Raw genomic sequence first — 24,890 nt, 5'->3', positions numbered from 1 at the left:
CAATGCCGCAGTTGCCCCCATGCGCAACGACCCTCCCTCAATGCCCCATTTGTAACAGCGCCCGTGAGGGGCGGTGACGAAGACGCTCCCCCGCGACCCGTGGTTGCGGCGAGCGGAGAGCGAATACTCGAACAAAATGATGTCGCAGATCAAGCGAGGCGACCCCGTCATTCGGCCACGAAATCTTCACATGTTGTACCGCAGGCCAGCGGACGCCCCCGCACCGCCCCACCCCTTGAGGTCGCCCCTCACACGGGTCGCCCTCACCCCCTGTACGCACCCCACCCTCGGCAGCAACACCCACAGCACCGGCACCGCCCGCACGCACCCGCACCGCACCCCCGCCCCCCACCGGCTGGGCTTCTACAGCCCCCCACCTCCCACACGCCCCACACCTCCCACATCACCCACGCGGAGAACCGCTCACGCGCACCGCGCCGCCAGCCCCGAACCCACACGAACCCCGTTCACAGCTGCAACGCACCACGCGCCACCCCCCGCACCGTCCGCCGCACGAACCCGGCCTCCCGCACCGCGCGGCCGAACGCCCGCACACCGCGACCGACCCCGGCACCCCGAACCAGCCGTACGGCCCTCACCAGGGACGTACGCCGAACTCACCGGCGCCAGGCGGGCCCACGGCGTACGCGCTCCGCGACGGGCGCGCCGGCCGGACACAGTGGCGGGACCACGACGAGGGCGCGCTCGGCAACGCGTAGCGACGTATGGCGCCGCAAAGACCACGGCCCCCGCTGCGCGTCCGCCTCGCGGTGTGGTGCGTCGCGAGGCGGAGGAACTGGCGGGGGCTTGCGGCCGATGGCCCGTGGGCCACCGGCCGTCGGTCGGCGGCTGTCCCGTCGTTGACTGTTCGTCAGGGGCAGCGCTGGTCAGCGGCGGCTCGGCTGGTGTCGGCTTCGGTCAGTTCCGGCTGTCGGTCAGGGCCGACTCGGTCAGTTCCGACCAATGGCCGGTTTCGGCTGCCACTCGGTGTCGGCAGGACCGCGACTCCGACCCTCGGCCGACTCCGACCGTCGACCGACTTCGGCGGACGATCAGCTTCGTCAGGAGATCAGCTTCAGCAGCAGATCAGCTTGGGCAAAAGATCAGTTACGGCTGGCGGTCAGTTCCGCGGCCACGACCTCGGCGATCTGGGCCGTGTTCAGCGCCGCGCCCTTGCGCAGGTTGTCGCCGCAGACGAACAGTTCGAGCGCCTTCGGGTCGTCCATCGAGCGGCGCACGCGGCCCACCCAGGTGGGGTCGGTGCCCACGACGTCGGCGGGGGTCGGGAACTCGCCCTCGGCCGGGTTGTCGCACAGCACCACGCCCGGCGCGCTGGCCAGGATCTCGTGCGCGGCCGGCACCGTGACCTCGTTCTCGAACCGCGCGTGCACGGTCAGCGAGTGGGTCGTGATCACGGGCACCCGGACGCAGGTCGCGGTGACGCGCAGCTCGGGCAGTCCGAGGATCTTGCGGGACTCGTTGCGGACCTTCAGCTCCTCCGAGGTCCAGCCGTCTTCCTTGAGCGAGCCGGCGAAGGGCACCACGTTCAGCGCCATCGGCCCGGGGAAGGGGCCGGTGTCGCCGACCGCGCGACGCACGTCGCCGGGCTGCGTGCCCAGCTCCGTACCGGCGACCTTGGCGAGCTGTGCGCGGAGGGTGTCCACGCCCTCCTTGCCCGCGCCGGAAACGGCCTGGTACGAGGAGACGATCAGTTCGCTCAGCCCGAACTCGGCGTGCAGCGCACCCATCGCGACGATCATCGACAGGGTGGTGCAGTTGGGGTTCGAGATGATGCCGCGCGGGCGTACGCGCGCGGCGTGCGCGTTGACCTCGGGGACGACGAGCGGAACGTCCGGGTCCATACGGAAGGCGCCGGAGTTGTCGACCGCCACCGCGCCCTTGGCCGCGGCGATCGGCGCCCACTGCGCGGAGACCTCGTCCGGTACGTCGAACATCGCGACGTCGACGCCCTCGAACGCCTCCTCGCTCAGCGCGACGACCTCGACCTCCTCGCCGCGCACGGTGAGCTTGCGGCCCGCCGAACGCGGTGAGGCGATCAGTCGGATCTCGCCCCAGATGTCCGCCCGCTCCGAGAGGATGCCGAGCATGACCGTGCCGACGGCGCCGGTCGCGCCGACGACGGCCAGGGTCGGCTTGCCCGCACGACCCGCGGCACCGCTGTCGCCACTCACGCTCGTCACGCCTCCCACACCACTCACCACGTTCACACCACTCTCACCACGTCCGCCGCCGGCACCGGTCATCGCCCGGTGCCGCCGTACACGACGGCTTCGTCGCTCTCACTGTCGAGGCCGAACGCGCTGTGCACCGCGCGCACCGCGTCCTTGACCTCGTCCTGCCGGGTCACGACCGAGATGCGGATCTCGGAGGTGGAGATCAGCTCGATGTTCACGCCGGCGTTCGACAGCGCCTCGAAGAAGGTCGCCGTCACCCCGGGGTTGGTCCGCATGCCCGCGCCGACCAGCGAGATCTTGGCGATCTGGTCGTCGTAGCGCAGCGAGTCGAAGCCGATCTCGGGCTGCGCCTTGGTGAGCGCCTCCATGGCCTTGTGGCCGTCGGTCTTCGGCAGCGTGAAGGAGATGTCGGTCAGCCCGGTGGACGCGGCGGAGACGTTCTGCACCACCATGTCGATGTTGAGCTGGGCGTCCGAGATCGTACGGAAGATGGCAGCGGCCTCGCCGGGCTTGTCCGGCACGCCGACGACCGTGATCTTGGCCTCCGACGTGTCGTGGGCCACCCCGGAGATGATCGCCTGCTCCATGCCTTCTTCTCCTTCGGGCTTGTTCCGCACCCAGGTGCCCACGTGGCCGGAGAACGACGACCGAACGTGGATGGGGATGTTGTAGCGACGGGCGTACTCGACACAGCGCAGGTGCAGCACCTTGGAGCCACTGGCCGCGAGTTCGAGCATGTCTTCGAACGCGATATCGACTATCTTGCGCGCCTTCTTCACCACGCGCGGGTCGGCGGTGAAGACGCCGTCCACGTCGGTGTAGATCTCGCACACCTCGGCGTCGAGCGCCGCCGCCAGCGCGACGGCGGTCGTGTCCGAGCCACCGCGGCCGAGCGTGGTGATGTCCTTCTTGACCTGGGAGACACCCTGGAATCCGGCCACGATCGCCACCGCGCCCTGATCGAGCGCGTCCCGGATGCGACCGGGCGTGACGTCGATGATGCGCGCTTTGTTGTGGACCGAGTCGGTAATGACACCTGCCTGGCTGCCCGTGAAGGACAGCGCTTCGTGGCCGAGGTTTTTGATCGCCATCGCCAGCAACGCCATGGAGATGCGCTCTCCAGCGGTCAGCAACATGTCGAACTCACGCCCGGCAGGAATCGGTGAAACCTGCTGAGCGAGGTCGATCAACTCGTCCGTAGTGTCGCCCATCGCGGAAACCACGACGACCACCTGGTGGCCGTTCTTCTTGGCTTCCACAATTCGCTTGGCGACGCGCTTGATGCCCTCGGCATCCGCAACGGAGGAGCCGCCGTACTTCTGCACGACAAGGCCCACGTGCGCTCCTCGCTTGTCTCTTCTGGGGTCATCCCCCAGACCCCCACCAGGGGGAACTGCGGTCGGCTCAGTCTAACGAGCAAGTCGGATAAGCCCTCCCAATATCACATAGCGAGACACATAACTCACTTCATGATCAGGCAGGACGCACCCACACTCACCCGCTCAGCGAGCAACCCTGCCCGCTTCACACGTGGGCACACAGGAACGTAATTCAGGTCACAATGCGACGGCCACACCCAGGCGGCCGAAATACCACCCATCCGGGTGTCGCGCCGCCGGCCCCGCACCGAAATGCGGACGTACGGCGGGTGAACCAGCCACGCGCACGGCCACCACCGACCAGCCGGCACCCGGGGCCAAGGCCGCACCCGAGGCCGGCGTTGCGCCCGGGGCCGATGGCGCCCGGGGCCGGTTGCCGCCGGGCCAGCCGGCTGACGGGCGACGGCCCGCCGGCCGGCGATCCGGCCCCGGCCAGCGGGCCTGCCACAGGCGTCCCCGCCGTGCCTAAGGGTGCGTCCACGAACGTGCTCACAGCCACGCCTACCCGCGCGCCCACAAACGTACTTACAGACGCGCCTACGGGTGCGCCTACCCGTGCGCGGAGGACGGCAGGCCGAGCGGGGCGGCGATCTCCGCGGCCATCACCCGCCCCGCTTCCTCGGCCAGCTCGTCGTCGCCGTCGGCGTTGCTGTCCGTGTCCAGGCCGTCGAGCTCGTCGAGCGGGCTGTCCAGGCGGACGTGCGCGACGAGCGACTGAAGGGCACGCAACGCGGCGGACGCGGTGGTGCCCCAGTTCGACAGGTAGGAGAACTGCCACCACCACAGCGCCTCGCTGACGCGGCCGTCGCGGTAGTGCGCCATGCCGTGCCGCAGGTCGGTGATGATGTCGGCGAGGTCGTCGGAGATGCGGCAGGCGACCGGCTGCGAGCGCGGCACGTACGGGTCGAAGACCTCGGAGTACACGTCGATCGGGTCGAGCAGCGTGGCGAACCGTTCGCGCAGGTCGTCCACGTCCGGCTCGGGGCCGACGTCGGGCTCGTAGCGCTCGTCCGGTACGAAGTCCTCGTGGGCGCCGAGCCGCCCGCCCGCGAGGAGCAACTGCGAGATCTCCAGGAGCAGGAAGGGAACCGCGCTGTCCGGTTCGTCCCCCTTGGCGACCTCCGTGACCGCGACGATGAAGCTTTCGATCTGGTCGGAGATCTGGACCGCGAAGTCGGCCGGGTCGTGGTGGCTGTCGTGCAGCGTTGCGTCAGACATCGAGAAGTCTTCTCCCTTCGAAGGCACGTCCCAGCGTGACCTCGTCGGCGTACTCCAGGTCTCCCCCGACGGGCAGGCCGCTCGCCAGCCGCGTGACCCTCAGGCCCATGGGCTTCACCATGCGCGCGAGGTACGTGGCGGTGGCCTCCCCTTCGAGGTTGGGATCGGTGGCCAGAATCAGCTCGGTGACGGCGCCGTCCGCGAGCCTGGTCAGCAGTTCCCGTATCCGTAGGTCGTCCGGGCCGACGCCCTCGATGGGGCTGATCGCCCCGCCGAGCACGTGGTACCGGCCGCGGAACTCACGCGTCCGCTCGATCGCGACGACGTCCTTCGGCTCTTCCACGACGCAGATGACCGCGACATCGCGGCGCGGATCGAGACAGACACGGCACTGCTCGGCCTCGGCGACGTTGCCGCACACCGCGCAGAACCGCACCTTCGCCTTGACCTCGGTCAGGGCGTGCGCCAGGCGACGTACGTCGGTCGGCTCAGCCTGCAGGATGTGGAAAGCGATCCGCTGCGCGCTCTTGGGACCGACGCCGGGAAGCCTGCCCAACTCGTCGATGAGGTCCTGGACCACGCCTTCGTACACGGAACGCCTCCTCCTTCTGTGTGTATCTCTGTCAGTGGCTGATGTGGCTGGTGTGTCGGCGGCCTGTACGCATCCTGTACGGAGCACGGCCGGCCGGGGCCGTTACCGGACCGGAGCGGTCCGGACGCGGTGCGGGAACGGTTCGGGAGCGGGGCCGGGGCCGGCCTCGCTCGACGGAAGACGTACCGCACGACGCGTCGAACGACGTGCCGGACGTCCTGTCGCGAGACGTATCAAGTTGAGGAGGAGCCGTGGGTCGGGTCCCTCGGGGCGGGGGGCCGCACGGGCCGCTCCGCTCCCTCGGGGCCGGGGCGCCGGGGGCGCCGATCCGGCCGCCGCCCAGGGCCCGCGGCCGAGGCCGCAACGGGCCCCGGGTCGAGCACCCTGGCCGGATCGCCGGGGTTCGGCTGGCGGATCGAAGAGTACGGGCGCGGGGAACGCGTTAGAAGGGGAGCCCGGGCATCCCGCCGAGCCCCTGAGCGAGCGGCCCGAGCTTCTGCTGCTGGAGCTCCTGCGCGGACTGGTTGGCGTCCCGGACCGCGGCGACGACCAGGTCCGCGAGGGTCTCCGTGTCTTCAGGGTCCACCGCCTTCGGGTCAATGACCAGGCCCTGGAGCTCGCCGCCCCCGGTCACCGTGGCCTTGACCAGACCACCACCCGCCGAACCCTCGACCGGCGTCCGCGCCAGCTCCTCCTGAGCCGCCGCGAGGTCCTGCTGCATCTTCTGCGCCTGCTGCAGCAACTGCTGCATGTTGGGCTGGCCGCCACCGGGAATCACGGGCTCGCTCCTGGCTGTAGACGAACATGTTCAGTAGCCCGAGCCTACGTGTTCGGCGGTTCCCACGCCCTACGCCGTACGGAGGAGGCCAGAGGCAGCAGTACGACCACGGGTGCGGGCCGCTCCGCGCGGCGGGAACGGGGGTACGGGGCCGGGGCACGCGGCCCCCGCGCGATGCCGCGGGACCCGGGCTGGGCCCGCGGTGGGTCGGGGCAGCGCCCGCGGGCTAGCCCGGGGAGCGCCCACGTGGGGCTGGGCAGCGGCGCCTCGCCGCCCCCACCCACGCGCTGCTCACTCACTTCTCCGCGCTACGCGCTACTCATTGGCGATCTCTTCGATGACGGTCGCGCCGAGCTCGCGCACGATGAGGTCGTAGCCACTGAGCGCGTTCTCGACCAGGTCCGGATCGTCCTCGGCCGGCATGTCGTACTCCGGCGCCACGGGCGTGGGCGGGCCCTCTCCGTACGCGCTGCCGCCGCCCGCGCCGCCCAGCGCCGCGCCGCCCGCACCGGGGCCGCCCGTCGCGCCCGCCGCACCGGACGCGGCGGCCTGTCGGGCGCGCTGGACTCCCTCGCCGCCGGGTCTCGGGCCGCCCGCGCCCCCCGGGCCGCCGCCCGGCCCGGGCCCGCCGGAGCCGCCCGCGCCCGTTGGGCCGGCCCCGCCCTGGCCGCCGTCGCCGGGGGCTGCCGGCGGCTGAGGTGCCTGTCGGGGCGGGGCGGCCGGCGCGCCCGACCCGAACCCACCGCCGCCCGCACCCGGACCCGCGCCCGGGCCCGGGGTGAAGCCGCCACCGCCGAAGCCACCACTCGCGCCGAACCCGCCAGGGCCGGCGCCGGGCCCGGCGGCCGGGGCCTGTCCCGCGCCGCCCGAGGGGTCGACGACGGCCTCGATCCGCCACTGCACGCCGAACCGGCTGTTCAGCGCCTGGCGCAGCACGTCCTCGCTGCCGCCGGCGACGAAGCTGTCGCGAGCCCCCGCGTTGGAGAAACCCACCTGGAGCGTGGTGCCGTCGAAGCCCGTGACCTGCGCGTTCTGGCTCAGCAAGATCCAGGTGAAGCGGCGCTGGTTCTTCACCGCCTCCAGGATGTCGGGCCACATCGCGCGCACCTGCGCGGCGCCCTGACCCGCGTCTCCCCCCTGGGGCGCGGCGCCGGGCGCGGCACCTCCCGCAGGGCCCGCACCGTTCGCCGGAGCGGCCGGACCGGCCGGCGCGCCGCCGCCCGCCGGCGCCCCGTACGCACCACCGCCCGCGCTGCCCGCGCCACCGCCCGCGCCGGACTGCGCGCCGGTCGTCCCCCCGGTCCCGGGCCAGGCGCCGGCCGGGCGGCCCGCGCCCGCGCGCGTGGGCCAGGCCCCCGGACGCTGGTCACCGGCCGGCTGCCCACCGGGCTGGCCCGCGCCATCGGCCGGGCCCGGGCCGGCGGGGCCGGTCTGACCCTGGTCGGCGGCGGGCGGCTGACCGGCCCCGGCCGCCGCGGGCCAGCTACCGGGCGCGCCACTCGCACCGCCCCCGGCAGGGCCGGGCTGCCCGGCGACGGGTGCGGGGCCTGGCACGGGGGCCGGGGGCACGGGTGCTGGGGCCGGGGGCGCCATCGGCTGCGCCGGAGCGGGAACGCCGTGGCCCTCGGGCCCCGGCACGTACCCCATCGGCGGCGCGCCGGCGGGAGCGCCGACGATGCCATTGGTCATCGCGCTCCGCTCCAGCTTGTCCAGCCGGGCCTGCACCGAGCGCTCGTCGTCGAAGGCGGCGGGCAGCAGCACCCGCGCGCAGATGAGCTCCAACTGCAACCGGGGCGAGGTCGCCCCACGCATCTCCGTGAGCCCCTCGTTGACCAGGTCGGCGGCGCGGCTCAGCTCGGCCGCGCCGAACACCGACGCCTGCGCCTGCATCCGCTCGATCACGTCCGCGGGGGCGTCGATGAGTCCCTTGGTCGCCGCGTCGGGCACCGCCGCGAGAATCACCAGGTCGCGCAGCCGTTCCAGCAGGTCGGCGACGAACCGCCGCGGGTCGTTGCCGCCCTCGATGACGCGGTCCACCACCTCGAACGCCGCGGCCCCGTCGTCCGCCGCGAACGCGTCCACGACCGCGTCCAGCAGCGTGCCGTCCGTGTACCCGAGCAGGGAGGTCGCCATGGCGTACGTCACGCCGTCCTCGGCCGCGCCGGCGAGGAGCTGGTCCATGACGGACATCGAGTCACGCACCGACCCGGCCCCGGCCCGCACGACCAGGGGCAGCACCCCGTCCTCGATCGGGATGTCCTCGCGCCCACAGACCTCGGCCAGGTACTCGCGCAGCGTCCCGGGCGGCACGAGTCGGAAGGGGTAGTGGTGCGTACGCGACCGGATCGTCCCGATGACCTTCTCGGGCTCGGTCGTCGCGAAGATGAACTTGAGGTGCTCCGGCGGCTCCTCGACCACCTTCAGCAGGGCGTTGAAGCCCGCCGAGGTGACCATGTGCGCCTCGTCGATGATGTAGATCTTGTACCGGCTGGAGGCCGGCCCGAAGAACGCCTTCTCCCGCAGGTCACGCGCGTCGTCCACGCCACCGTGCGAAGCGGCGTCGATCTCGATGACGTCGATCGAACCGGGCCCGTTGCGCGCCAGGTCCTGACAGGACTGACACGTGCCGCAGGGCGTCGGCGTCGGACCCTGCTCACAGTTCAGACAGCGGGCGAGGATGCGCGCGCTCGTCGTCTTGCCACAGCCGCGCGGCCCACTGAACAGATACGCGTGGTTGACCCGGTTGTTCCGCAGCGCCTGCTGCAACGGGCTGGTGACATGCTCCTGCCCGATGACCTCGGCGAAGGTCTCGGGGCGGTAGCGACGGTAAAGCGCGAGGGACGACACGCATACGACGATATCGGCCCGCACTGACAACCGACCCGCGTCCGCAGCCCGCGGACCGCCACCCGGCGCCGCCGGCGCCCCGGGCCGGCCGAAATCCCGACTGAGGCACTGATCACACCCTCACGCGCCCCCGCGCCCGCCCCCGCCCCCGCCAACGCAAGCGCCCCCCACGCACCCGCCAGAGCCCACTTACCCTTGCTGCCTTCCGGCCCTGGGGGAGTTAGGTGAGATAGCGCCACGTGAGGGGCTGAGCCCCACCCTAGCGGATACCGACCCCTCCCCGGGACCGCCCCCTTCCCCTCTCCCACCCTCCCCGGATCGGGTTCGCGAGCACTGCTTGCGGTCTTGTATTGTTTGCGGCGGAGGATTCGCCTAGTGGCCTAGGGCGCACGCTTGGAAAGCGTGTTGGGGGCAACCCCTCACGAGTTCGAATCTCGTATCCTCCGCCAGTGCTCTCACCGGGCACGATGTCGAAGGGCCCCACCGTTCGCGGTGGGGCCCTTCGACGTTGTCCACCCCCGTCCCGCGCAGCCCCCTCGCGAACGCGCCCCACCCACCACGGGCACAGCCACGGCCACAGCCACACAGCCCACTCACCACCCAACTCACCCGACACGGCCCAAGCAGCCAGCCGGCGACAGGCATCGGGCAGAGGGCACTGAGCATCAGCCGCCCGCCGAATCCAGCCAATCGCTCCCGTTCGACAGCGAGAGCAGCGAATCTCTCCGTACGCTCGCGCGTCTGCTGAATTCCGCTCGCCTCTCCTCGGGAACACCATGCACTCGCCGCACCCGTATGCCCCGCAGCCACCAGCGCCTCCGAGACGTTGGTGGCAGCATCCTGTGCTCGTCGTCGTCCTGCTGATCCTTCTGCCGCCCGTCGGGGTCGTGCTGGTCTGGCTTACGCGGTGGAGTCGCGTGAAGAAGATCGTCGCGACGGTGCTCTCGCTGCTCTGGCTCGTCCTGGTCATCGTCACCGACCCGGATGACACGTCGGACGACGAGGAGTCGAAGGCGAAGCCCACCGTTCAGGAGACGACCACGCCCACCCCGACTCGCAGTGCCAGCGGGGCGACGCCGACTCCTCGGGAGAGCGAGAAGGCCGTACCCAGGTACGTCGGGAAGATCCTGCGGGAGGCGAAGACGGCCGCCGACGCGGACGGGTTCCGTGTCGTCTCGCACGATGCCTCGGAGGGTGACGCGGGGCAGTGGGACGCCGACAACTGGCGTGTGTGCTTCCAGACGGAGGTCAAGCGGGGCGGGGCGAAGACCACCCTCGACTTCGGGGTCGTGCGGAAGGGGGCGCCCTGCCCGGCCGCGGACGGGGAGCCGGTTCCCTGGCCGAAGATGCCGGACGTGGTGGGCCAGACGTTCGACGAGGCGTCGGCCTCCGTGGAGAAGATCAAGATCACGGACGTCACGGCCGAGGGCGCCTACACCGACGTCACGCCGCCCGCCGAACCTGATGACTGGACGGTGTGTTTCCAGGAGCCCGAGGCGCGCGAGGAGGTGCGCGATCCGGGCTCGCGCACGGCCGTTTTGAAGGTGGTCGAACCGGGGGCCTCCTGCCCCGAGAGCGAGGGCACCCGGTCGCGTCCGGACCCCGACGTGCCGGACCCCGACGTGTCGAGCCCCGGTGACGGCGACGCGGACGGCTCCAACGGGTCGGCCGCCTCCGGCGGCTCGTCCTCCTCCGGGAGCACCGGAGGAGGCGGCGTCTACTACGCGAACTGCGCCGCCGTCCGCGCGGCCGGGGCGGACCCCATCCGGCAGGGTCAGCCGGGGTACCGACGGGGCCTGGACCGCGACGGCGACGGGATCGCCTGCGATCGCTGAGCGGCGGGCGGCGGGCGGGGTGGAGCCGCCGGGGGACGGGGGCGGGGGTTCCATCCGAGGTGGCCTGATCTCGATGCCTGGCGCCGTCAACTAGCTGGCTCAAGACCGCCCTTGGCGGCGGTCGGGCGCCCCTTTCGGGGCGCTACGCTCGGTTCGGGCGATCCGGAACGGATCGATACGGAGAGCGAGGAGGGAATCCTCCTCGGATTCGGTGCGGTCGCGTCCGTGGTGCGTGCGAAGTGGAACCTGTCGGCCGGTGAGTGCTTTCCCTCGGGCGGCGCGTTCCTCGGCTGGCACCGTGGTGGCCCATCCGGCCCATTCGGCCCATCCGACCTATCCAGCCCACCCGTCGTATCCGACCTATCGGGCGTCGCAGTCCGCTTCCCGATGCCCCCGCACCCGCTCAGCGAAAGGATGTCCCAGCAATGGCGCACCACGTCCCGGTGGCTCCGCACACCGAGGAACGCCGGATTCCCCGCCACCAGCTCGGCGAGAAGGACATGTTGTGGGCCTGGTTGCGTTTCGCCCGGGCGACCGTCGTGGCCAAGGCGACCGGGCTGTCCGAGGAGCAACTGCGCGCCAGGCTGGTGCCGTCGGAGACGACGGTGGGCGGGATTCTCGGCCATCTGGTCACGGTGGAGCGGCACTGGTTCGGCATCGTCCTCGGTGGCCAGGAGCACCCGATGCCGTTCGGGCCCGATGATCCGGACGGCGACTGGCGGGTCGCCGAGCACGACCGCCTGGCCGACCTGCTCGACCGCTACCGCGCGGCCTGCGACGCCAGCGACAAGGTCATCGAGTCCCTCCCGCTCGACAGCTTCGGGGCCCAGCGGACGGGCGACTACACGCTGCGCTGGGCCATGGCGCACGTCACGATGGACACCAGTCGGCACGCCGGGCACGCGGACCTGCTGCGGGAACTCCTCGACGGCGAGCGGGGCTGGTAGCCGCCCGCGCACGCGGACCGGCGCTCCGGGCAGGCATCCCAGGCAGGCGTCTCGGACAGGCGCCACGGGCAGGCGTCCCGGATGACGTGGCAAGGGGCCCCGACCATCCGTGGTCGGGGCCCTTCGACGTATCCGCGCCGGATGTCAGGCCGGTTGGTGGGTCGTACGGGGTGGGGTGCTGGGGTCGGGGAGGAGGGCGCGGGCCCGGGCCTCCAGGGAGTCGACGCGGGTGAGGACGGACGCGACGACGCGCATCGCGGCCAGGATGTCGCCGCCGGGGCCGCGGAGCACGCGGGAGTAGCCGATGAACGTCTTCATCATGGCGCCGAACTCGGTGACCTCCGTGGCCGCCGCGCGCGTGGACTCGGCCATGTCGATGATCTGGTGGAGGAAGTGTTCGTTGTCGGCGTCGAGTTCGCCGCCGAGGTGGGACTCCGCCATGTCGAACGCCGCGTGGATGCCCGCCTCGATGTCCGCCATGCGCTCGGCGAACGCCTCGCTGTGCGCGCGCAGCGCGGTGGCCGGCGCCGCCATCTTCCGCGCGAGGTTCCCCACGACCACGAGCCGGGCGCTCGTCGAGCCCTTGGCCGCCGTCACGGCGTCCATCTGCGGCGTGCTCTCGTACACGACCGCGGCGATCTGGTGCAGCGCCTCCCCCATCGCCTCGATGTCCACCAGGACGGCGTCCATCTGTTCCTCGGCCTGTGCCATGCGGTCGACGAGGCCGGGCGCGTCGGGCTCCTCGTCGGTCGCCTCCTCGGCGCCGGGTACGGGGAGTGGGGTGGCCGCGCCGAGGTCGGCGACGGGGCCGAAGCCCTGGGCGACGCCCGCTGCCAGGACGCGGCTCAACTGGTCGCGGGCCTCGTGGAGGCTGACCTCGCTGCGCCGGAAGCGGATGGTGCGCAACTGGCGGATGTTGAAGGGGAGGTTGCCGTTCTCGCCGATGAGGATGGCGGACCGTTTGCAGCCGAGCCGGTAGCCGAGTTCGAGGGTGACGTTGGGGTTGCCGCCGCTGACGTCGGCGATCACGATGTCGTCCTGCTGGAGTCGGCGGTAGACCTGTTCGGTGATCTCGCCGGTGTCGGTGAGGGTGTCGGCGCGTACGGGTGTCATGTGGTGTTCCCGGCAGGCCGCGACGATGATCTCCTCGTACACGCGCATCGACTCCTCGTACAGCCGACGCTCCGGGGTGCCGTGTTCGGCGTGCTTGTCGCCGATGGGGCCGATCACGAAGCAGCTCGGCGCCGGGGTCGGCGGTCGCTCCTCCGGCGTGGTGTTGCGCCCGGTGCTCACAGGGTCTCCTCCCGTTCCGCGTCCGTGCTGGTCAGCAGGGCGGACGCGGTGGCGCCCGCCTCGATGTCCGCCGCGTAGACGGGGAGGCTCTCGATGCCGAGGGACCGCAGCAGCCAGGTGGTCGGGACGCGGTACTGGCCGCCGACGCGGAGCACCGGGCAGGGGAAGTCGCCCTGGCGGACCAGCCGGTAGGCCGTGCCGGGGCTGACGGCGAAGGCGCGGGCCGCCGTGGGCAGGTTGACGGCCGTCGGGAGGTCGAACGCCTCGGCGAAGGTCAGGACTCGGTGGGTGTGGTGGGTGTGGTGGGTGTGGCTCATCGCGGACTCCCGTGCGGGTGAAGGGTCAGGGTGCCGATGGGTCGCCCGGGGCTCGGGCGGCGAACGCGGTGGACCAGTTCCCGCAGTCCGAGGCCATCGGCGAGGGCGCCGATGCGCTCGCCTTCGACGCGCTGCCGGAACTGGGTGAAGCGCAGCGCGGCGGCGAGGCCGTCGGCGCGGTCGGGCGGGGTGATGTGGACGGCCCAGCCCTCCGGGGCGGTCTGCTCGTACGAGACGGCGGGGGCGTTCCACACCGGGCTGGTGTCCGGGACGGCCCGTTCGTGCCAGGTGCTGCGGGCGAAGCGCCAGGCACGGCTCGCGGCGCGCCGCATCACGCGCTCGGCGGCGCCGGCGCGGAGCGGGTCCACGGTGGGCAGCCCCTCCAGCAGGCCCTGGACGGTCTCGGCCTCCAGGTCGGCGCGCTCGGCCGGCAGTCGGCGGGTGATGCGCCATACGCTGCGGCGCAGTCGGGGCAGGGCGTACCAGACGGCCAGCAGCGTGGCGGTCTCGCCGGGGGCCGGCGCCGTGGTGGCCTCGCCCAGGACGTCGGACCAGATGGCCCGCGCCGTCGCCCCGTCGCGCGCCGGCCCGTGCACCAGGGCGCGTGCCGCGCACCGGTGCAGCGGTTCGGTTCGGGGTGCGGCGGGGCCGGGGGTGCTGGCTCCGGCGTCGTCCGGGAGGGCGCCGACGTGCGCCTCGATGGAGTCGAACAGGCTGGTGTGGTGCGGCAGGTTCACGTGCTTCTCCAGTGGTCGACCCTCAGGTGGCCCGCGCTCGGACGGTCGGCCCTCCGGCGCTCGGCGTTCCGGCGGTCGGCGCTCGGTTGGGTGGCGGGAGGTGGGTCGGTGGGAGGCGGGTCGCCGGGGGTTGGTGGGTGCGAGGGGGGCGGTGGCGGGTTCTCGCTGGTGGGGACGAGGGCGAGGAGCGTGGCGGTGGTGGCGTGTACGCGGCCGGCCAGCACGTCGATGCGGCCGGCCAGGTCCCGGGCCAGGGCCAGGGCCCGGACGAGGGGGGACGGCCCGCCGGGCGGCGCGGTGAGCGGGCACGACGGCGCGTAGGGCAACCCGAAGTTGTTGACCACGATGCGGTGCGCGGAGGCCCCGTTGATGGCGGCGCCGTGGCCCACGTACTGGCTTCCGCCGCAGCGCGGGGAGCAGCCCTGGTCGTGACGGTCCTCGTCGGACGTGGCGCTCACGGGCGGTCGGAGTCCTGTCGGGGTGCCGCGTGGTGGTGGAGGTCGCGGACGACGCAGTCCATGACGGCGACGCCGGACTCCACGTGCTGGTGCCGGCCGGGCGGCGGCGCGGCCTCGGCCGGGGCGGGGTCGGCGGCTCCCCGTGCCTGGTGCGGCACTGCCGGGGTCTGCCCGGACGCTGCCGGGTCCTTGGTCGCGGCGACCTGGCGGAGCATGTCACCGGACGGGGTCGGTACGTACATCCAGGCGGTCTGCCGGAAGTCCTTGCCCGCGACCTCGGCCAGGACCTCGGTGAAGCGGGCGGGCGGCAGGCCGCAGTAGCCGCCCCGGACCACCGTGTCGTAGACGCGGTCGGAGACGATCGCGACGAGCGGGGTGGCCCGCGGGTCCGTCTCCCTCAGGCGGCGGCGCACGGGCTCGGAGTCCAGCAGTCGCTGGCTCTCGCCGCGCGCTGCCGCGTTGCCGTCGCCGGCCCGCCCCGGCGCGATGGGCAGCGGGCCGATGTGGAGGCTCATCCGCAGCCGGACGGGCTGCTGCGGCCCGAAGTTGTGCCGCAGCAGGTGGGCGTTCAACTCGTCGACGAAGGGGCTCACGAGGTACGGGACCCACGCCGGGTCGCAGCCGAAGGAGAGGCCGTCTCCGGTGTTCGTCTCGAATTCCCGGGACATGTCCCCCAGTTCGGCCGCTTCGAGGGCGCGCCGCACGAGGTCGGTGATGGTCGCGCTGAGCGGGCCCTGGGCGATGGAGGGGAGTCGGGTGGAACCCATCGCGTCGACCGCGACGATTCCGAAGTGGGGCGGCAATGGGCTGCTGTGCGGGATTCCGGTACGCGGGGTTTTGGTCATGCGGCAATCTCCTTCGGGAGGCGTCCGACTGGGGTGTGCCGAATCGATGGTCGGCGCTCCCCGGGAATCCCGCGCGGAAGATTTTCCCCGAAGGAAGAACTTCCCTCTGAGGCGGTGATGTCCGCCACATTCCCCGGCCGTTGTCGGCCGGGGAATGTGCGCGATGCCCTAATCTTCTCCGCAGCGCGCCAGTTGCCGCAGCGCGCGTTCGTCACGGATGCGGATAGCGGGCCAACGAACCGAGATGGCGTCGCGCCGCTCCAACATGGAGACGGCGTTGGACAGCGTCCGTGGGGTCACGCCCAGGGCGAATGCGAGCGTCTTTTGCGGAATTCCCGAGATGAGGGGTTCGCCTGCCGTACGAGCCAGGTCGAGGAGTAGCCAACTCAGGCTGCTCCGCACGCCGAGGCCCCGGGCGCCGACCCTGACGTTGGACTGGCGGTGCAGTTCCTGGGCGTGCACCAACAGGTCCTTCATCAGGTCGCGGCGCTCGACGTCGGCGAGGAAACGCCCGCTTTCGACGACCTGGACGACGGTCTTGCAGATGGCCTCCACATTCGCGTTCCGCACCCCACCCGAGAACGCGGACGCGTCGCCGATGAGTTGCCCACGGCCACGGATCTCCAGGAACGTGTCGGTGCCATCCGGGTTTGGTTCAGTCACCAGCACCCACCCCTTCACCACGCGGAGAACGCTTCCCCCCGGCTGCCCTTTCAGAAACACGCGCTGGCCCTTCGGGTACGACGCGGTGCGTCCCGAACGGAAGATGCTGTCCCAACGACGATCAACGACCATCGGTTTCTCTTCGCTTCCTCTCATCACCTGACGAACCGGCCACTCCGCCGCCCCTACGGAAATTATTTCCCCCCTCGGCGCCGACCGAAAGGGCGTGCGGGAGCAGCTTTCAGCGCCCCGCACGCCCCCCATATCACGCATGCCTCCATGCGCCGCCCGGTCAATTCGCGGTTTTGCGCGCTTTATTTCCCAGCGCCCCGCCGGCCCCGGTTGTCGGTCACCGGAATTCTCGCCACGCGATACGGGGACCCTCTCCGCCCCCGGAAAACCCCGTGCCCGACCGACCGCCACCCGCTACCGTGGCCCCGTGCAATGACGCCTGCCCGCATGTCGGGCGCCACCGACGCTCCTTCGGCTTCGCGACCATCCGGAATTCCACGAAGGAGACACCTCGACATGAGTACGCCGTATTCCCTCGCCGTCCCCGACGCGTTCGCCGCGTCGTACGGCCACGACAACCCGTCCGGGCGCGCCTGGATCGCCCGGCTCCCCCGCCTCGCCGACGCGATGCTGAGCCGCTGGGAGTTGCGCGTCAGCGGGCCCGTGGCGCACGGCATGGCCTCGGTCGTGTTGCCGGTGACCCGCGCCGACGGGACGCCGGCCGTGTTGAAGTTGCAGCAGGAGCGGGAGGAGACCTCGGGGGCGGCGAGTGGGCTGCGGGCCTGGGGCGGCGGTGGCGTGGTGCGGATGCTCGACCACGATCCGGGCTCGGCGAGCATGCTGCTGGAGCGGCTGGACGCGAGCCGGCCGCTGTCCTCGGTGGCCGACGACGGCGAGGCGATGCGCGTGCTGGCCGGATTGCTGGCGCGGATGACCGCGGTGGCCGCGCCCCCGGACGTGCGCCGGCTCGCCGACATCGCCACGGCGATGCTCGCCGAAGTGCCGCACGCCGTCGAAGGGTTGGCCGACCCGGACGAGCGGCGGCTGTTGCGCACCTGCGCGTCCGCGGTCGCCGAGTTGGTCGGCGAGGCGGGCGATCGGCTGCTGCACTGGGACGCGCACTACGACAACGTCCTCGCCGGCGAGCGGGAGCCCTGGCTCGCCATCGACCCCGAACCGCTCGCCGGCGACCCGGGGTTCGAGCTGCTGCCGGCCATGGACAACCGCTGGGCGGAGGTCGTGGTGACCGACGGCGTGACGCGTACGGTGCTGCGCCGCTTCGACCTGCTGACCGAGGCGCTCGGCCTGGACCGGCGGCGCGCCACCGGCTGGACGCTCGGCCGCGTCCTGCAGAACGGCCTGTGGGACATCGAGGACGGCAGGTCGGCCCTTGAGCCCGCGCAGGTCGCCATCGCCGGCGTCCTGCTGGCGCACCGCTGAGGCCAGGCGCACGTCCGGGGCGGGTGCGCGCGGCGCCCGCCCCGGGCCCACCGGGTGGGCCCGCGACCGGCGGGGCCAGGTCGCTCGGACGCGTTCGGCCCGGGGTTACTACGATCGGCGGCCATGGACTGGCTGGAGCGGGTCACGGGCTTGCGGCAGTGGTCGCGGAACGGCACCCGCGCCCCGCACAAGCCGTTGCTGCTCCTGTACGCCCTCGGCCGGTTCCAACAGGACGCTGACGCCGCGTTGTCGTACAGCGCCGTCGAGGCGGACCTGCGTCGGCTGTTGGTCGAATACGGGCCGCCGCACAAGACGACGCCCGCCTACCCGTTCCACCACCTGACGAGCGATGGCGTGTGGGAGGTGCGCACCGCGCACGGGGCCGGCAGCCCGGGGCCGGGGGTGCGGGAGTTGCGGGGCTCGCGGGCCGCCGGGCGGCTGGCGCCCGAGCTGCGGGCGGCGCTGCGGCGGGAGCCGGGACTCGCCGGTCGGATGGCGCGGGTCCTGCTCGACCAGCACTTCCCGCCCTCGCTCCACGGCGAGTTGTGCGACGCGGTCGGCCTCGACCTGGAGCCGGCCGTCGACCTGCCGCTCCTCGCCGCGCGGCGGCAGCGGCGGGACCGGCGGCTGCGGGAGCTGGTGCTGGACGCGTACGCGTACCAGTGCGCCTTCTGCGGCTACGACGGGAAGCTCGGGGGGCTGGCGGTCGGTCTGGAGGCGGCGCACGTGCACTGGTGGGCCTTCGGCGGCCCGGACACCGTCGACAACGGGCTCTGCCTGTGCTCGTTGCACCACAACCTCTTCGACCGCGGCGCCCTCGGCGTCGACGACGGCCGCCGCGTCCTGGTGTCCCAGCGGTTCGCCGGCGGCGGCCCGGCGGCCCGCGCGCACGTCACGGAATTGGCGGGCCGCCCGCTGCTCCGCCCGCGACCCGGCGCGAGCGACGTCGCCGTCACCCACCTGGCCTGGCACGCCCGGCACGTCTTCCGGGACGGTCCGCGCCCGGCCGCCCACGCCTGACCGGCCCCCGCCCCCGCCCCACGCGGCCGGCCCGCGCGCCCGCGTACGCGCCGGCCCTCCTCACCCCGCCGTGCCCACCACCGTGACGACGACGGCCGCCAGTGCCAGGCCGAGCAGCAGGACCGGCGCGCCCGATGGGAGGCCGGTGGGGCGGACGGGGCGGGCGGTGGGGAGGGAGTCCGGGTCGAGGCGGGCGGCGCGGGCCTGGGCCTCGCGCGGTGGGTTGGGCGGGAGGATGACGCGCCAGGGTTGGCGCGGGTCGTACTGGACCACGGCCCGGTCGCGGTGGAGCAGGTCCTGCACGTCGAGCGGGTGGCGGACGCGTATCCGGTACGGGTCGCGGTCCTCGGGCACCACGGTCAGGTCGAACGCGAAGACGCTGCTCAGCGCGTTCCGGTCGGCGGCCGGCCGGCCGGTGGCCCTGTCGACCGCGCGCACCCCGTGGACCAGGGCGGGGGCGTACGCGCGCGGCCCGTCGGGGCGCAGCGGCCAGGCCGCGTCCTTGCCGGTGTCGCGCTCGCCGATGACGCCGAGGACCGCCAGCGTCAGGGATCCGGTGAACAGGCCGGTCAGCAGCAACCAGCGCGGCCCGAAGAGGGCACCGCAGGCGAGGGCGGCGAAGACCGCGCCGGTCACGGCCACGCAGAGCAACAGGTACGGGGCCAGCCGGCGGCGCACGCCGTACGGCAGGCCCGTCACACCAGGTCCCGGGTGGTGCGGCGGACGATGGCGACGCGGGTACGCCGCGGGTCGCTCGGCCGTTCCCGGTCGTACACGGCCAGGACCGTGCGCCGGAGCGCGACCTGCTCCGTGACGGCCCGCACCTCGTGCGGCGTGCCGTGCGCGTCCTGGAAGGCCACGGTGACCTGGCCGTACCTGCCGCTCAGCCGGTCCCAGCCGGAGAGCGTGGCCGCGGCCGTGTCGTAGCGGCGGGAGAGGCGGCGCAGCGCGGCGGTGCGGCGGAGGCTGGTGGCCGCGCCCCACCAGGCCAGCAGGGAGCCGAGCCCCACGGCGCACCACAGGGCGGTGAGCCAGTCCGCGACGGAGAGGGCGGTGATGGGGACGATGACGTGGAAGTTGGTGACGGAGTCGTGGGTGACCTGGCCGTCGGCTATCGCGTCGTGCCAGCCGACGATGCAGGCGACCGCGCAGAAGACGACGACCACGCCGCCGCTCGCGCGGTGCAGGAAGCGCGCGGCGAGGACGCCGAGGAGCGCGGCGGCGCCGGCGCCCAGCAGGGTGGCCACGGCGGCGAACTGGTCGCTGGCGCAGCTTCCGGCCCCGTCGCAGGTCCACTCGACGGTCGCCGCCTCGTGGCTCGCCGCGTGCCAGGCCACCCACACGAACCAGGCCAGCAGCGCGCAGGACAGCGCGCGCAGCGCGTGTCCGTAGGCTCTCGGTCGCACGTCGGCCCCCTTCCGTGCGGCCACCTGAGTGCCGGGCCGCGCCTGGGCGGACCCTATCCGCCGGCCGTACGGGCTGTCGGTGGCCCCCGCCACCGGGCCGCCGCTCCCACCGCCCTGACGGGGCCGCCGCGCGCCGCCCCGACGGGACCGGCCGGGCCCCGGCCGCACGGCGTGTGCGGGCGGGACCCGGCCGGGTTCGAGCTCGGACCAGGAATCAGGGATCGGGATCGGGGGTCGGGGCGGGGTCGGGGATCAGCGGCCCGACTTCCGCAGTGAGCAGGTGGCCCGCGTGGTCTTGCTCGGGTCGCTCTCGGAGCGGGCCGTCAGGGTGACCTTGCCGCGCTGCTCGGCGCCGGGTCCCGCGGTCACGGCCACGTCCACCGGCACCGAGGCGCCGGCCTTGGCGGTGGCGAGCCGGTTCGGCAGCCAGGCGGACCAGCCACGGCCGGAGGCCGCCGCCGACAGCCGGTACACGTCCGAGTCCAGGTACGGCCTGGCGTCCTCCGGGTGGGTGCCGGAGTCCGTGGCGGCCTCGCCGGTGTTGGTCAGCGGGAAGGTGCACACGGCCCGCTCCTTGCCGGGCTTGCCGTGCGGGGTGCCCCGGTCGAGGTCGAGCCCGCGGTCCTGGCGCCCGGCGCCGTCCAGGGAGCGCACGCCGACGGTGTACGAGAGCACGCCGGCGCCGTCGCGCTTGATGTCGAGCACGTAGAAGTGCAGCCGGTTGGCCTGGTCGACGTACTCGTAACTGCTGCCGGAGTCGGCGCCCGCGTGGAAGAGGGCGTCGCTGAGCTGGCGGTAGTCGCCCATGGTGATCTTCTGCTCGGTGCCGTCGGGGCGCTTGAAGTCCACCATGTCGATGTCCTCGGGGTGCGCGTCGACGACCCAGGCGAACGGGGCCCGGTCGGCGTTCTTCGTCTTGGTGAGCATGACGCCGTTGTCGGGCGTGAAGGAGTCCATGCCCATCCGGTCCACGACCTCGACGGTGTAGTTCTGGTAGCCGCCGCCGTCGCACAGCGGGTCGGTCGCGCGGTCGCACTGCGGTGACAGGTCGCGGGCCATGGTGATGTTGACGCCGGTCAGCCCCTTCTCGCCGGGCGGCGCCGAGCGCGCGGTCACGTTGGCGACGACCATCCCGGAACCCTTCAGGGCGTCGCGGTCGAGCCGCAGCACGTTCGCCTCGTCCACGATGCGGAGTTTGAGCTTGTCCCGCAGCACGTGGTGGGCGCCCATCGAGGCGCCCGAGGTGGCCGGGGTCCGCCAGCGGGTGTGCGGGCCGCCGGGGCCGTTGAACGAGCCCCGCGAGAGCATGCCCCAGATGCCGGAGTACGAGCGGCTGAGGGGCTTGCCGTAGGGGTTGTTGTAGTTGTCGGCGATGCCCAGGATGTGGCTCAGCTCGTGGGCGAAGACGGCCATGCCGGAGCTCTCGGCCTGGGTGGAGGAGCCGTCGGCGGCGTTGGGCCAGATGCGGGCCGCGGCCTGCCAGGAGGTCCAGGGCACGTAGCGGGTGCTGGCCGCGTTGCCGCCGTCGGCGGTGGGCGCGGGCGGGCCCCACTGGGCGGGGACGGCCTTCGGGTCGGTGAACTTCATCTGCCCGAACTCCTGCCAGGCCGCCGACTCGTCCACGCCGGCCGTCAGGAAGAAGACGAAGTCGAACTCGCCCGGCTTCTGGGAGCCCACGTCCTTGACCCACGCGCGCTTGCCGTCCTCGCGGAGGTCCTTGCCGCAGGTTTCCCGCAACGGGCAGGCGCCGGGGTTCATGCCGGGCTCGATGCCGTACTGGTAGGACTTGTACGGCAGTCGGTAGACGCCGAAGGCGGTCAGGTCCACGCCGACCCGGCCGCCGGAGTCCTCCATCCAGTACTCGTTGATGGTGTGGCCCCGGTTGAGCTTGCCCGGCTTGTTGAGGAAGTCCTCGTAGAACTGGGGAAGCTTGGCGCGCGGCACGTCGCTCGCCTCGGGCAGCGGGTTGCCGAACTTGGCCTTGCCCGCGGGCTGGCTGACCGAGAAGCCCTCGTCGGGGTAGTCGAGCAGGACGAGGGCGCCCTTGAAGGTGCGGTCAGTGGGCTTGAGGTCGGGATTGGCCCAGTCGGTGCCGGGGACGGAGCGGTACTCGGCCCAGGTCATGTCGTCCGGGTTGCGCCAGTTCTGCGGGTCGATCGGCGTGGCGAGCCGGGGCCGCTGCGCGGACTCGACGTCGGCGCCGGCGTCGGGCGAAGCGCCCGCTGGCGCGACGGCCAGCGCCACCAACACGCCGACCACCAGGGCGAGTAGGCCAAGACGCCGGACGCCCCGCGGCGGCCGGGGCACCGACGCGCGCGGCGCGACGGGTCCGGTACGGGAGGAGCGCGGGCGCAGCGCGCGGGACAGGCGCGCGAAGCGTGTCGTCGGCGATATGTGGGGTGCGCGGGACGCGCGGAGCGGGCGGCGGCTGCGCCGGGAGCGGGGTACGCGGCGCGCGCGCGAGCGGCGGAGGAACAAGACTCACCTCGTGGTCTGATCGCTGTGAGAGATCATCGGACGTGGACATGGCAAGTCGTTCAGTGAGGGTTTCCCACCGCCGTCAAGGTAAGTCGGGGGGCGTCGGTGCGCCAGAGTGCCGACCGCGCGTTCCTGAGGTCACCGGCGCGCGAAACGCCGCCCGGTCGGCGATCGGGCGGCGTCCTGCGGTGTGGGTGCGGTGGGTGTGAACGCGGTGGGTGCGGGCGCGGTGGGTGCGGGCGCGGTGGGCGCGGTCGTCACGGGCGTGGCCGTCGACCCGGCGGACGCGCCAGCCACCCCGCCGCGCCACGGCTCGGGGTCACCCCGTGGGCCGTGCCCGAGGCCACCTCGTACGCCAAGTCCCCGAGGCCGCCTCGTACGGCCCCGAGACCACCTCTACGCCACGGCCGGGGGGCGCCGCCCCCGGCCCGGCCACGGCCCGAGGCCACTCGGCCCGTGGCGGACCGCGCGGGGTCGCGCTCCGGGGTTACTTCCGGGCGCGGCGGCGGGCGCGGAAGCGACCTCGGCCGCCGTCGCGGTGGTCGCGGCGGGAGTGCCCGGCGCCGCGCCCGCCGGTGTGGTCGGGGGCCGGATGCGAGGGCCGCGCCGGGGACGCGCCGCCACGGCGCGAGCGGCCGTAGGGGAAGAGGGCGATGCGGTCCTCGTGCTGGGCGTTGAGCTGGTGGATCACGAGCATGCCCAGCGCGATCATGGCCGCGATCACGCAGACGGTGACAAGGATCTCCACGGTTCTCACCTTCCCGGTCGTGCGGGTGTGGCCGTACCGGCCACGGGCTCGGGGTCGGGGGGCGCGGGCAGCCGCCGGGTCGCGGCGGCCTGTTCGCCGGCCGGCCTCCCGTCGCCGCCGCGTACGGGCGCGCCGCGCACCCAGGCGTCGCCGGAGGGGCCGGAGCCGCCGCCTTCGGCGACCCACACGGCTTCCCGCGCCCGCTCCTCGGGCGACGGGTCGGCGGCGGGTGCCGCGAAGCCGGCCGCCGCGTCCCGCTCCGCCTCGGCCAGCAGCGCGCTGCCGGTCGCGGAGCGGCGCGGGTCGGCCCCGGCGGCCAGCATCCGGGCGGCCGTGCCGGGCACCGTCTCCGGCGGGACGATCAGCAGGTCCCAGCGCCCCACGCGGCGGGAGAGCAGGAGCAGTTGGTGCGGGTCCTGCTCCCCCTCGGACCAGTCCACCTTCACCAGCCACCCGTCGACGGGGACCTTGCGCGGGACGGTGGGCCAGTGCGCGGGATGCACCGTCACCCGGGTGATGCGTCCCCAGCGCTCGCTCAACGCCCTGATCAGGGACGGGAGTTCACGGGTCAGATCGCGGGAGTGGGGCCACCACGCGCCGTCCAACAGGGCGGGCGCGGAGCCGGCGGGTACCAGCGAGAGCCGGGCCACCGCGGGCGCGTCGGGCGACCGGTCGGGGGCGGCTGGCGCGGGCGCCCCGGCCGGGCGCGAGAGCGGCCGGCCGCGGGGCGGGTGCCGGCTGGCGTAGGCGGGTGGCCATCGGGCTCAGCCGCGGCTGGGAACCGGTCGCGGTCATGGCGCGAACCTCGCTCCGGGCCCGGCGTGCCGTGCCCGGCGTCATCAGTCGCCGAGAACGACCCTGGCGTGGCAGCCCGAGTGCGAAGTGCTCTCGGTGACTCCACCGTACTCCTCGTCGGCCCCCGGCGGGCCGGGGGCGACGGCCGCCCGTGGCCCACCGCCGGCCCCGCCGCCCGTCAGCCGTCGCCGGCGGCGGTGTCGATGAGGATCTGTTCGGCATCGCTGACGTTGTCGGCCCGTACGGCCCTGGCCATGGCGGCGCGGGCCGCGTCGGGGCGGGTTCGCGGCGGGACCACGAGGAGGGTGAAGTGGTCCTGGTCGCCCCGGGTGATGAGGACCGTGTCGTCGCCGATCGGAAAGGAGTCGATGTGGATCACGTGGTCATCGACGACCAGCCGCGTCGGCAGGTCCTTCCAGGCACTGGCGTCCAGGCCGACGCGGGTGATCGGGCCGAGGTGCTCGGTGAGCGCGCTGATCAGGGCGGGCAGTTCGGCTCCGACGGTGCGGGACCGAGGCCACCAGGCGCCGTCGAGGATGCCCTGTCTGACCCGCGTCGTCTCCAGCCGCAGCAGGGCCGTGCCCGGCTTGACGGCGTGGTGGACGGCGTCCGGCAACAGCCCGTCGGCACCCGTCTCGTCGGCCTGAGCCATGGTGTCCTCACCCCCTGTGGGTTCGGCGGCCCTCCGCCGCTCGGCACCGGCGTGTCGGCGACGTCCTCGAAGGGTCTGACCTCGCCTCTTCACCGTACTCCCGAGGCCACGACCCGCACTCCGACGCCGGTGACCGGCCCGCCGGGCGTCCAGCGGCGGCGCGCCCGCGCGGGTACCGCGAGACACCAGCGGCGACACGCGGACCCACTCGGCCTGGATCACCGTGGTTTACCGT

The 24,890-nt window shown here is 73.2% G+C and carries 22 protein-coding genes, 1 tRNA gene and 1 other RNA gene; 5 read left to right on the top strand and 19 right to left on the bottom strand.

All coding sequences use genetic code 11. The features are described 5' to 3' along the window. Nucleotides 1-1,103 precede the first annotated feature (1,103 nt). The 7 genes from H7H31_RS17725 to ffs all read right to left on the bottom strand — a co-directional run bounded on the left by H7H31_RS17725 (nt 1,104) and on the right by ffs (nt 9,261). Nucleotides 1,104-2,192: an aspartate-semialdehyde dehydrogenase gene (locus H7H31_RS17725; protein WP_187061223.1), complete on the bottom strand. Its 1,089-nt coding sequence runs from the start codon at nt 2,190-2,192 to the stop codon at nt 1,104-1,106. A 68-nt stretch (nt 2,193-2,260) separates the two neighbouring features. Continuing rightward, nucleotides 2,261-3,532: an aspartate kinase gene (locus H7H31_RS17720; RefSeq protein WP_176162662.1), complete on the bottom strand. Its 1,272-nt coding sequence runs from the start codon at nt 3,530-3,532 to the stop codon at nt 2,261-2,263. Between the two features lie 591 nt (nt 3,533-4,123). After that, the gene (locus H7H31_RS17715; protein WP_176162663.1) at nt 4,124-4,792 is read right to left on the bottom strand and encodes a DUF5063 domain-containing protein; all 669 of its coding nucleotides are present in this window, start codon (nt 4,790-4,792) and stop codon (nt 4,124-4,126) included. Then, the gene (gene recR, locus H7H31_RS17710) at nt 4,785-5,384 is read right to left on the bottom strand and encodes a recombination mediator RecR (RefSeq protein ID WP_176162664.1); all 600 of its coding nucleotides are present in this window, start codon (nt 5,382-5,384) and stop codon (nt 4,785-4,787) included. The genes H7H31_RS17715 and recR overlap by 8 nt, the downstream gene beginning before the upstream one ends. Before the next feature lie 442 nt (nt 5,385-5,826). Beyond that, a complete protein-coding gene (locus tag H7H31_RS17705) occupies nt 5,827-6,162 on the bottom strand; it encodes a YbaB/EbfC family nucleoid-associated protein (protein WP_176162665.1) in 336 nt (111 codons plus the stop codon). Nucleotides 6,163-6,477: 315 nt separating this feature from the next. After that, a complete protein-coding gene (locus H7H31_RS17700; protein WP_187061222.1) occupies nt 6,478-9,009 on the bottom strand; it encodes a DNA polymerase III subunit gamma and tau in 2,532 nt (843 codons plus the stop codon). A gap of 153 nt (nt 9,010-9,162) precedes the next feature. Further along, an RNA gene (ffs, locus tag H7H31_RS17695) (signal recognition particle sRNA small type) lies at nt 9,163-9,261 on the bottom strand. Nucleotides 9,262-9,370: 109 nt separating this feature from the next. Between ffs and H7H31_RS17690 the strand changes: the two genes are divergently transcribed. From H7H31_RS17690 to H7H31_RS17680, 3 genes are all read left to right on the top strand, one after another. Continuing rightward, a tRNA-Ser gene (locus H7H31_RS17690) sits at nt 9,371-9,458 on the top strand. A gap of 468 nt (nt 9,459-9,926) precedes the next feature. Next, complete coding sequence (locus H7H31_RS34005) at nt 9,927-10,844, top strand: excalibur calcium-binding domain-containing protein (protein ID WP_222624856.1); 918 nt, start codon at nt 9,927-9,929, stop codon at nt 10,842-10,844. 425 nt (nt 10,845-11,269) lie between these two features. Continuing rightward, nucleotides 11,270-11,791, top strand: a complete 522-nt coding sequence (locus H7H31_RS17680; protein WP_187060324.1) for a DinB family protein — start codon at nt 11,270-11,272, stop codon at nt 11,789-11,791. Nucleotides 11,792-11,935: 144 nt separating this feature from the next. Here H7H31_RS17680 and H7H31_RS17675 read toward each other — a convergent pair whose 3' ends face one another. The 6 genes from H7H31_RS17675 to H7H31_RS17650 all read right to left on the bottom strand — a co-directional run bounded on the left by H7H31_RS17675 (nt 11,936) and on the right by H7H31_RS17650 (nt 16,236). After that, complete coding sequence (locus tag H7H31_RS17675) at nt 11,936-13,084, bottom strand: hypothetical protein (RefSeq protein WP_187060322.1); 1,149 nt, start codon at nt 13,082-13,084, stop codon at nt 11,936-11,938. Continuing rightward, complete coding sequence (locus H7H31_RS17670; RefSeq protein WP_187060321.1) at nt 13,081-13,401, bottom strand: helix-turn-helix domain-containing protein; 321 nt, start codon at nt 13,399-13,401, stop codon at nt 13,081-13,083. The genes H7H31_RS17675 and H7H31_RS17670 overlap by 4 nt, the downstream gene beginning before the upstream one ends. Then, nucleotides 13,398-14,138 (bottom strand): hypothetical protein, encoded by a 741-nt coding sequence (locus H7H31_RS17665; RefSeq protein ID WP_187060319.1) that lies wholly within the window; start codon nt 14,136-14,138, stop codon nt 13,398-13,400. The genes H7H31_RS17670 and H7H31_RS17665 overlap by 4 nt, the downstream gene beginning before the upstream one ends. After that, nucleotides 14,135-14,596 (bottom strand): hypothetical protein, encoded by a 462-nt coding sequence (locus H7H31_RS17660; protein WP_187117963.1) that lies wholly within the window; start codon nt 14,594-14,596, stop codon nt 14,135-14,137. The genes H7H31_RS17665 and H7H31_RS17660 overlap by 4 nt, the downstream gene beginning before the upstream one ends. Then, a complete protein-coding gene (locus H7H31_RS17655; RefSeq protein WP_187060140.1) occupies nt 14,593-15,441 on the bottom strand; it encodes a hypothetical protein in 849 nt (282 codons plus the stop codon). Before H7H31_RS17655 ends, H7H31_RS17660 begins: the two co-directional genes overlap by 4 nt. A 168-nt stretch (nt 15,442-15,609) precedes the next feature. Next, complete coding sequence (locus tag H7H31_RS17650; RefSeq protein WP_187060139.1) at nt 15,610-16,236, bottom strand: Crp/Fnr family transcriptional regulator; 627 nt, start codon at nt 16,234-16,236, stop codon at nt 15,610-15,612. A gap of 396 nt (nt 16,237-16,632) precedes the next feature. On the opposite strand from H7H31_RS17650, the gene H7H31_RS17645 reads away from it, so the two are divergent. After that, nucleotides 16,633-17,556 (top strand): aminoglycoside phosphotransferase family protein, encoded by a 924-nt coding sequence (locus tag H7H31_RS17645; RefSeq protein ID WP_187060138.1) that lies wholly within the window; start codon nt 16,633-16,635, stop codon nt 17,554-17,556. Nucleotides 17,557-17,679: 123 nt separating this feature from the next. Continuing rightward, a complete protein-coding gene (locus H7H31_RS17640) occupies nt 17,680-18,576 on the top strand; it encodes a phosphorothioated DNA-binding restriction endonuclease (RefSeq protein WP_187060137.1) in 897 nt (298 codons plus the stop codon). Nucleotides 18,577-18,636: 60 nt separating this feature from the next. On the opposite strand, the gene H7H31_RS17635 is transcribed toward H7H31_RS17640, so the two are convergent. The 6 genes from H7H31_RS17635 to H7H31_RS17610 form a co-directional block, all read right to left on the bottom strand. Beyond that, the gene (locus H7H31_RS17635) at nt 18,637-19,275 is read right to left on the bottom strand and encodes a hypothetical protein (RefSeq protein ID WP_187061568.1); all 639 of its coding nucleotides are present in this window, start codon (nt 19,273-19,275) and stop codon (nt 18,637-18,639) included. Continuing rightward, nucleotides 19,272-19,982: a hypothetical protein gene (locus H7H31_RS17630; RefSeq protein ID WP_187061567.1), complete on the bottom strand. Its 711-nt coding sequence runs from the start codon at nt 19,980-19,982 to the stop codon at nt 19,272-19,274. Before H7H31_RS17630 ends, H7H31_RS17635 begins: the two co-directional genes overlap by 4 nt. A 252-nt stretch (nt 19,983-20,234) precedes the next feature. After that, a complete protein-coding gene (locus tag H7H31_RS17625; RefSeq protein WP_232109921.1) occupies nt 20,235-22,241 on the bottom strand; it encodes a M6 family metalloprotease domain-containing protein in 2,007 nt (668 codons plus the stop codon). A 706-nt stretch (nt 22,242-22,947) separates the two neighbouring features. Further along, the gene (locus H7H31_RS17620) at nt 22,948-23,208 is read right to left on the bottom strand and encodes a hypothetical protein (RefSeq protein WP_187061565.1); all 261 of its coding nucleotides are present in this window, start codon (nt 23,206-23,208) and stop codon (nt 22,948-22,950) included. Nucleotides 23,209-23,213: 5 nt separating this feature from the next. Further along, nucleotides 23,214-23,858, bottom strand: a complete 645-nt coding sequence (locus H7H31_RS17615; RefSeq protein WP_187061564.1) for a DUF5994 family protein — start codon at nt 23,856-23,858, stop codon at nt 23,214-23,216. Nucleotides 23,859-24,181: 323 nt separating this feature from the next. Next, on the bottom strand, nt 24,182-24,655 hold the full coding sequence (locus H7H31_RS17610; protein WP_187061563.1) for a DUF5994 family protein: 474 nt from the start codon (nt 24,653-24,655) through the stop codon (nt 24,182-24,184). Nucleotides 24,656-24,890 lie beyond the last annotated feature (235 nt).

The organism is Streptomyces buecherae (assembly GCF_014295035.1).
In the GTDB taxonomy this organism is placed as follows: Bacteria; Actinomycetota; Actinomycetes; order Streptomycetales; family Streptomycetaceae; genus Streptomyces; species Streptomyces youssoufiensis.
This window is presented reverse-complemented; position numbering and strand designations above follow the sequence as displayed.

Excerpts from the sequence above, each read along its gene's own strand:
- H7H31_RS17715 (WP_176162663.1), bottom strand. The coding sequence starts at position 4,792 with ATGTCTGACGCAACGCTGCACGACAGCCACCACGACCCGGCCGACTTC.
- H7H31_RS17680 (WP_187060324.1), top strand. The coding sequence starts at position 11,270 with ATGGCGCACCACGTCCCGGTGGCTCCGCACACCGAGGAACGCCGGATT.
- H7H31_RS17670 (WP_187060321.1), bottom strand. The coding sequence starts at position 13,401 with ATGAGCCACACCCACCACACCCACCACACCCACCGAGTCCTGACCTTC.
- H7H31_RS17655 (WP_187060140.1), bottom strand. The coding sequence starts at position 15,441 with ATGACCAAAACCCCGCGTACCGGAATCCCGCACAGCAGCCCATTGCCG.
- H7H31_RS17650 (WP_187060139.1), bottom strand. The coding sequence starts at position 16,236 with ATGGTCGTTGATCGTCGTTGGGACAGCATCTTCCGTTCGGGACGCACC.
- H7H31_RS17645 (WP_187060138.1), top strand. The coding sequence starts at position 16,633 with ATGAGTACGCCGTATTCCCTCGCCGTCCCCGACGCGTTCGCCGCGTCG.
- H7H31_RS17640 (WP_187060137.1), top strand. The coding sequence starts at position 17,680 with ATGGACTGGCTGGAGCGGGTCACGGGCTTGCGGCAGTGGTCGCGGAAC.
- H7H31_RS17610 (WP_187061563.1), bottom strand. The coding sequence starts at position 24,655 with ATGGCTCAGGCCGACGAGACGGGTGCCGACGGGCTGTTGCCGGACGCC.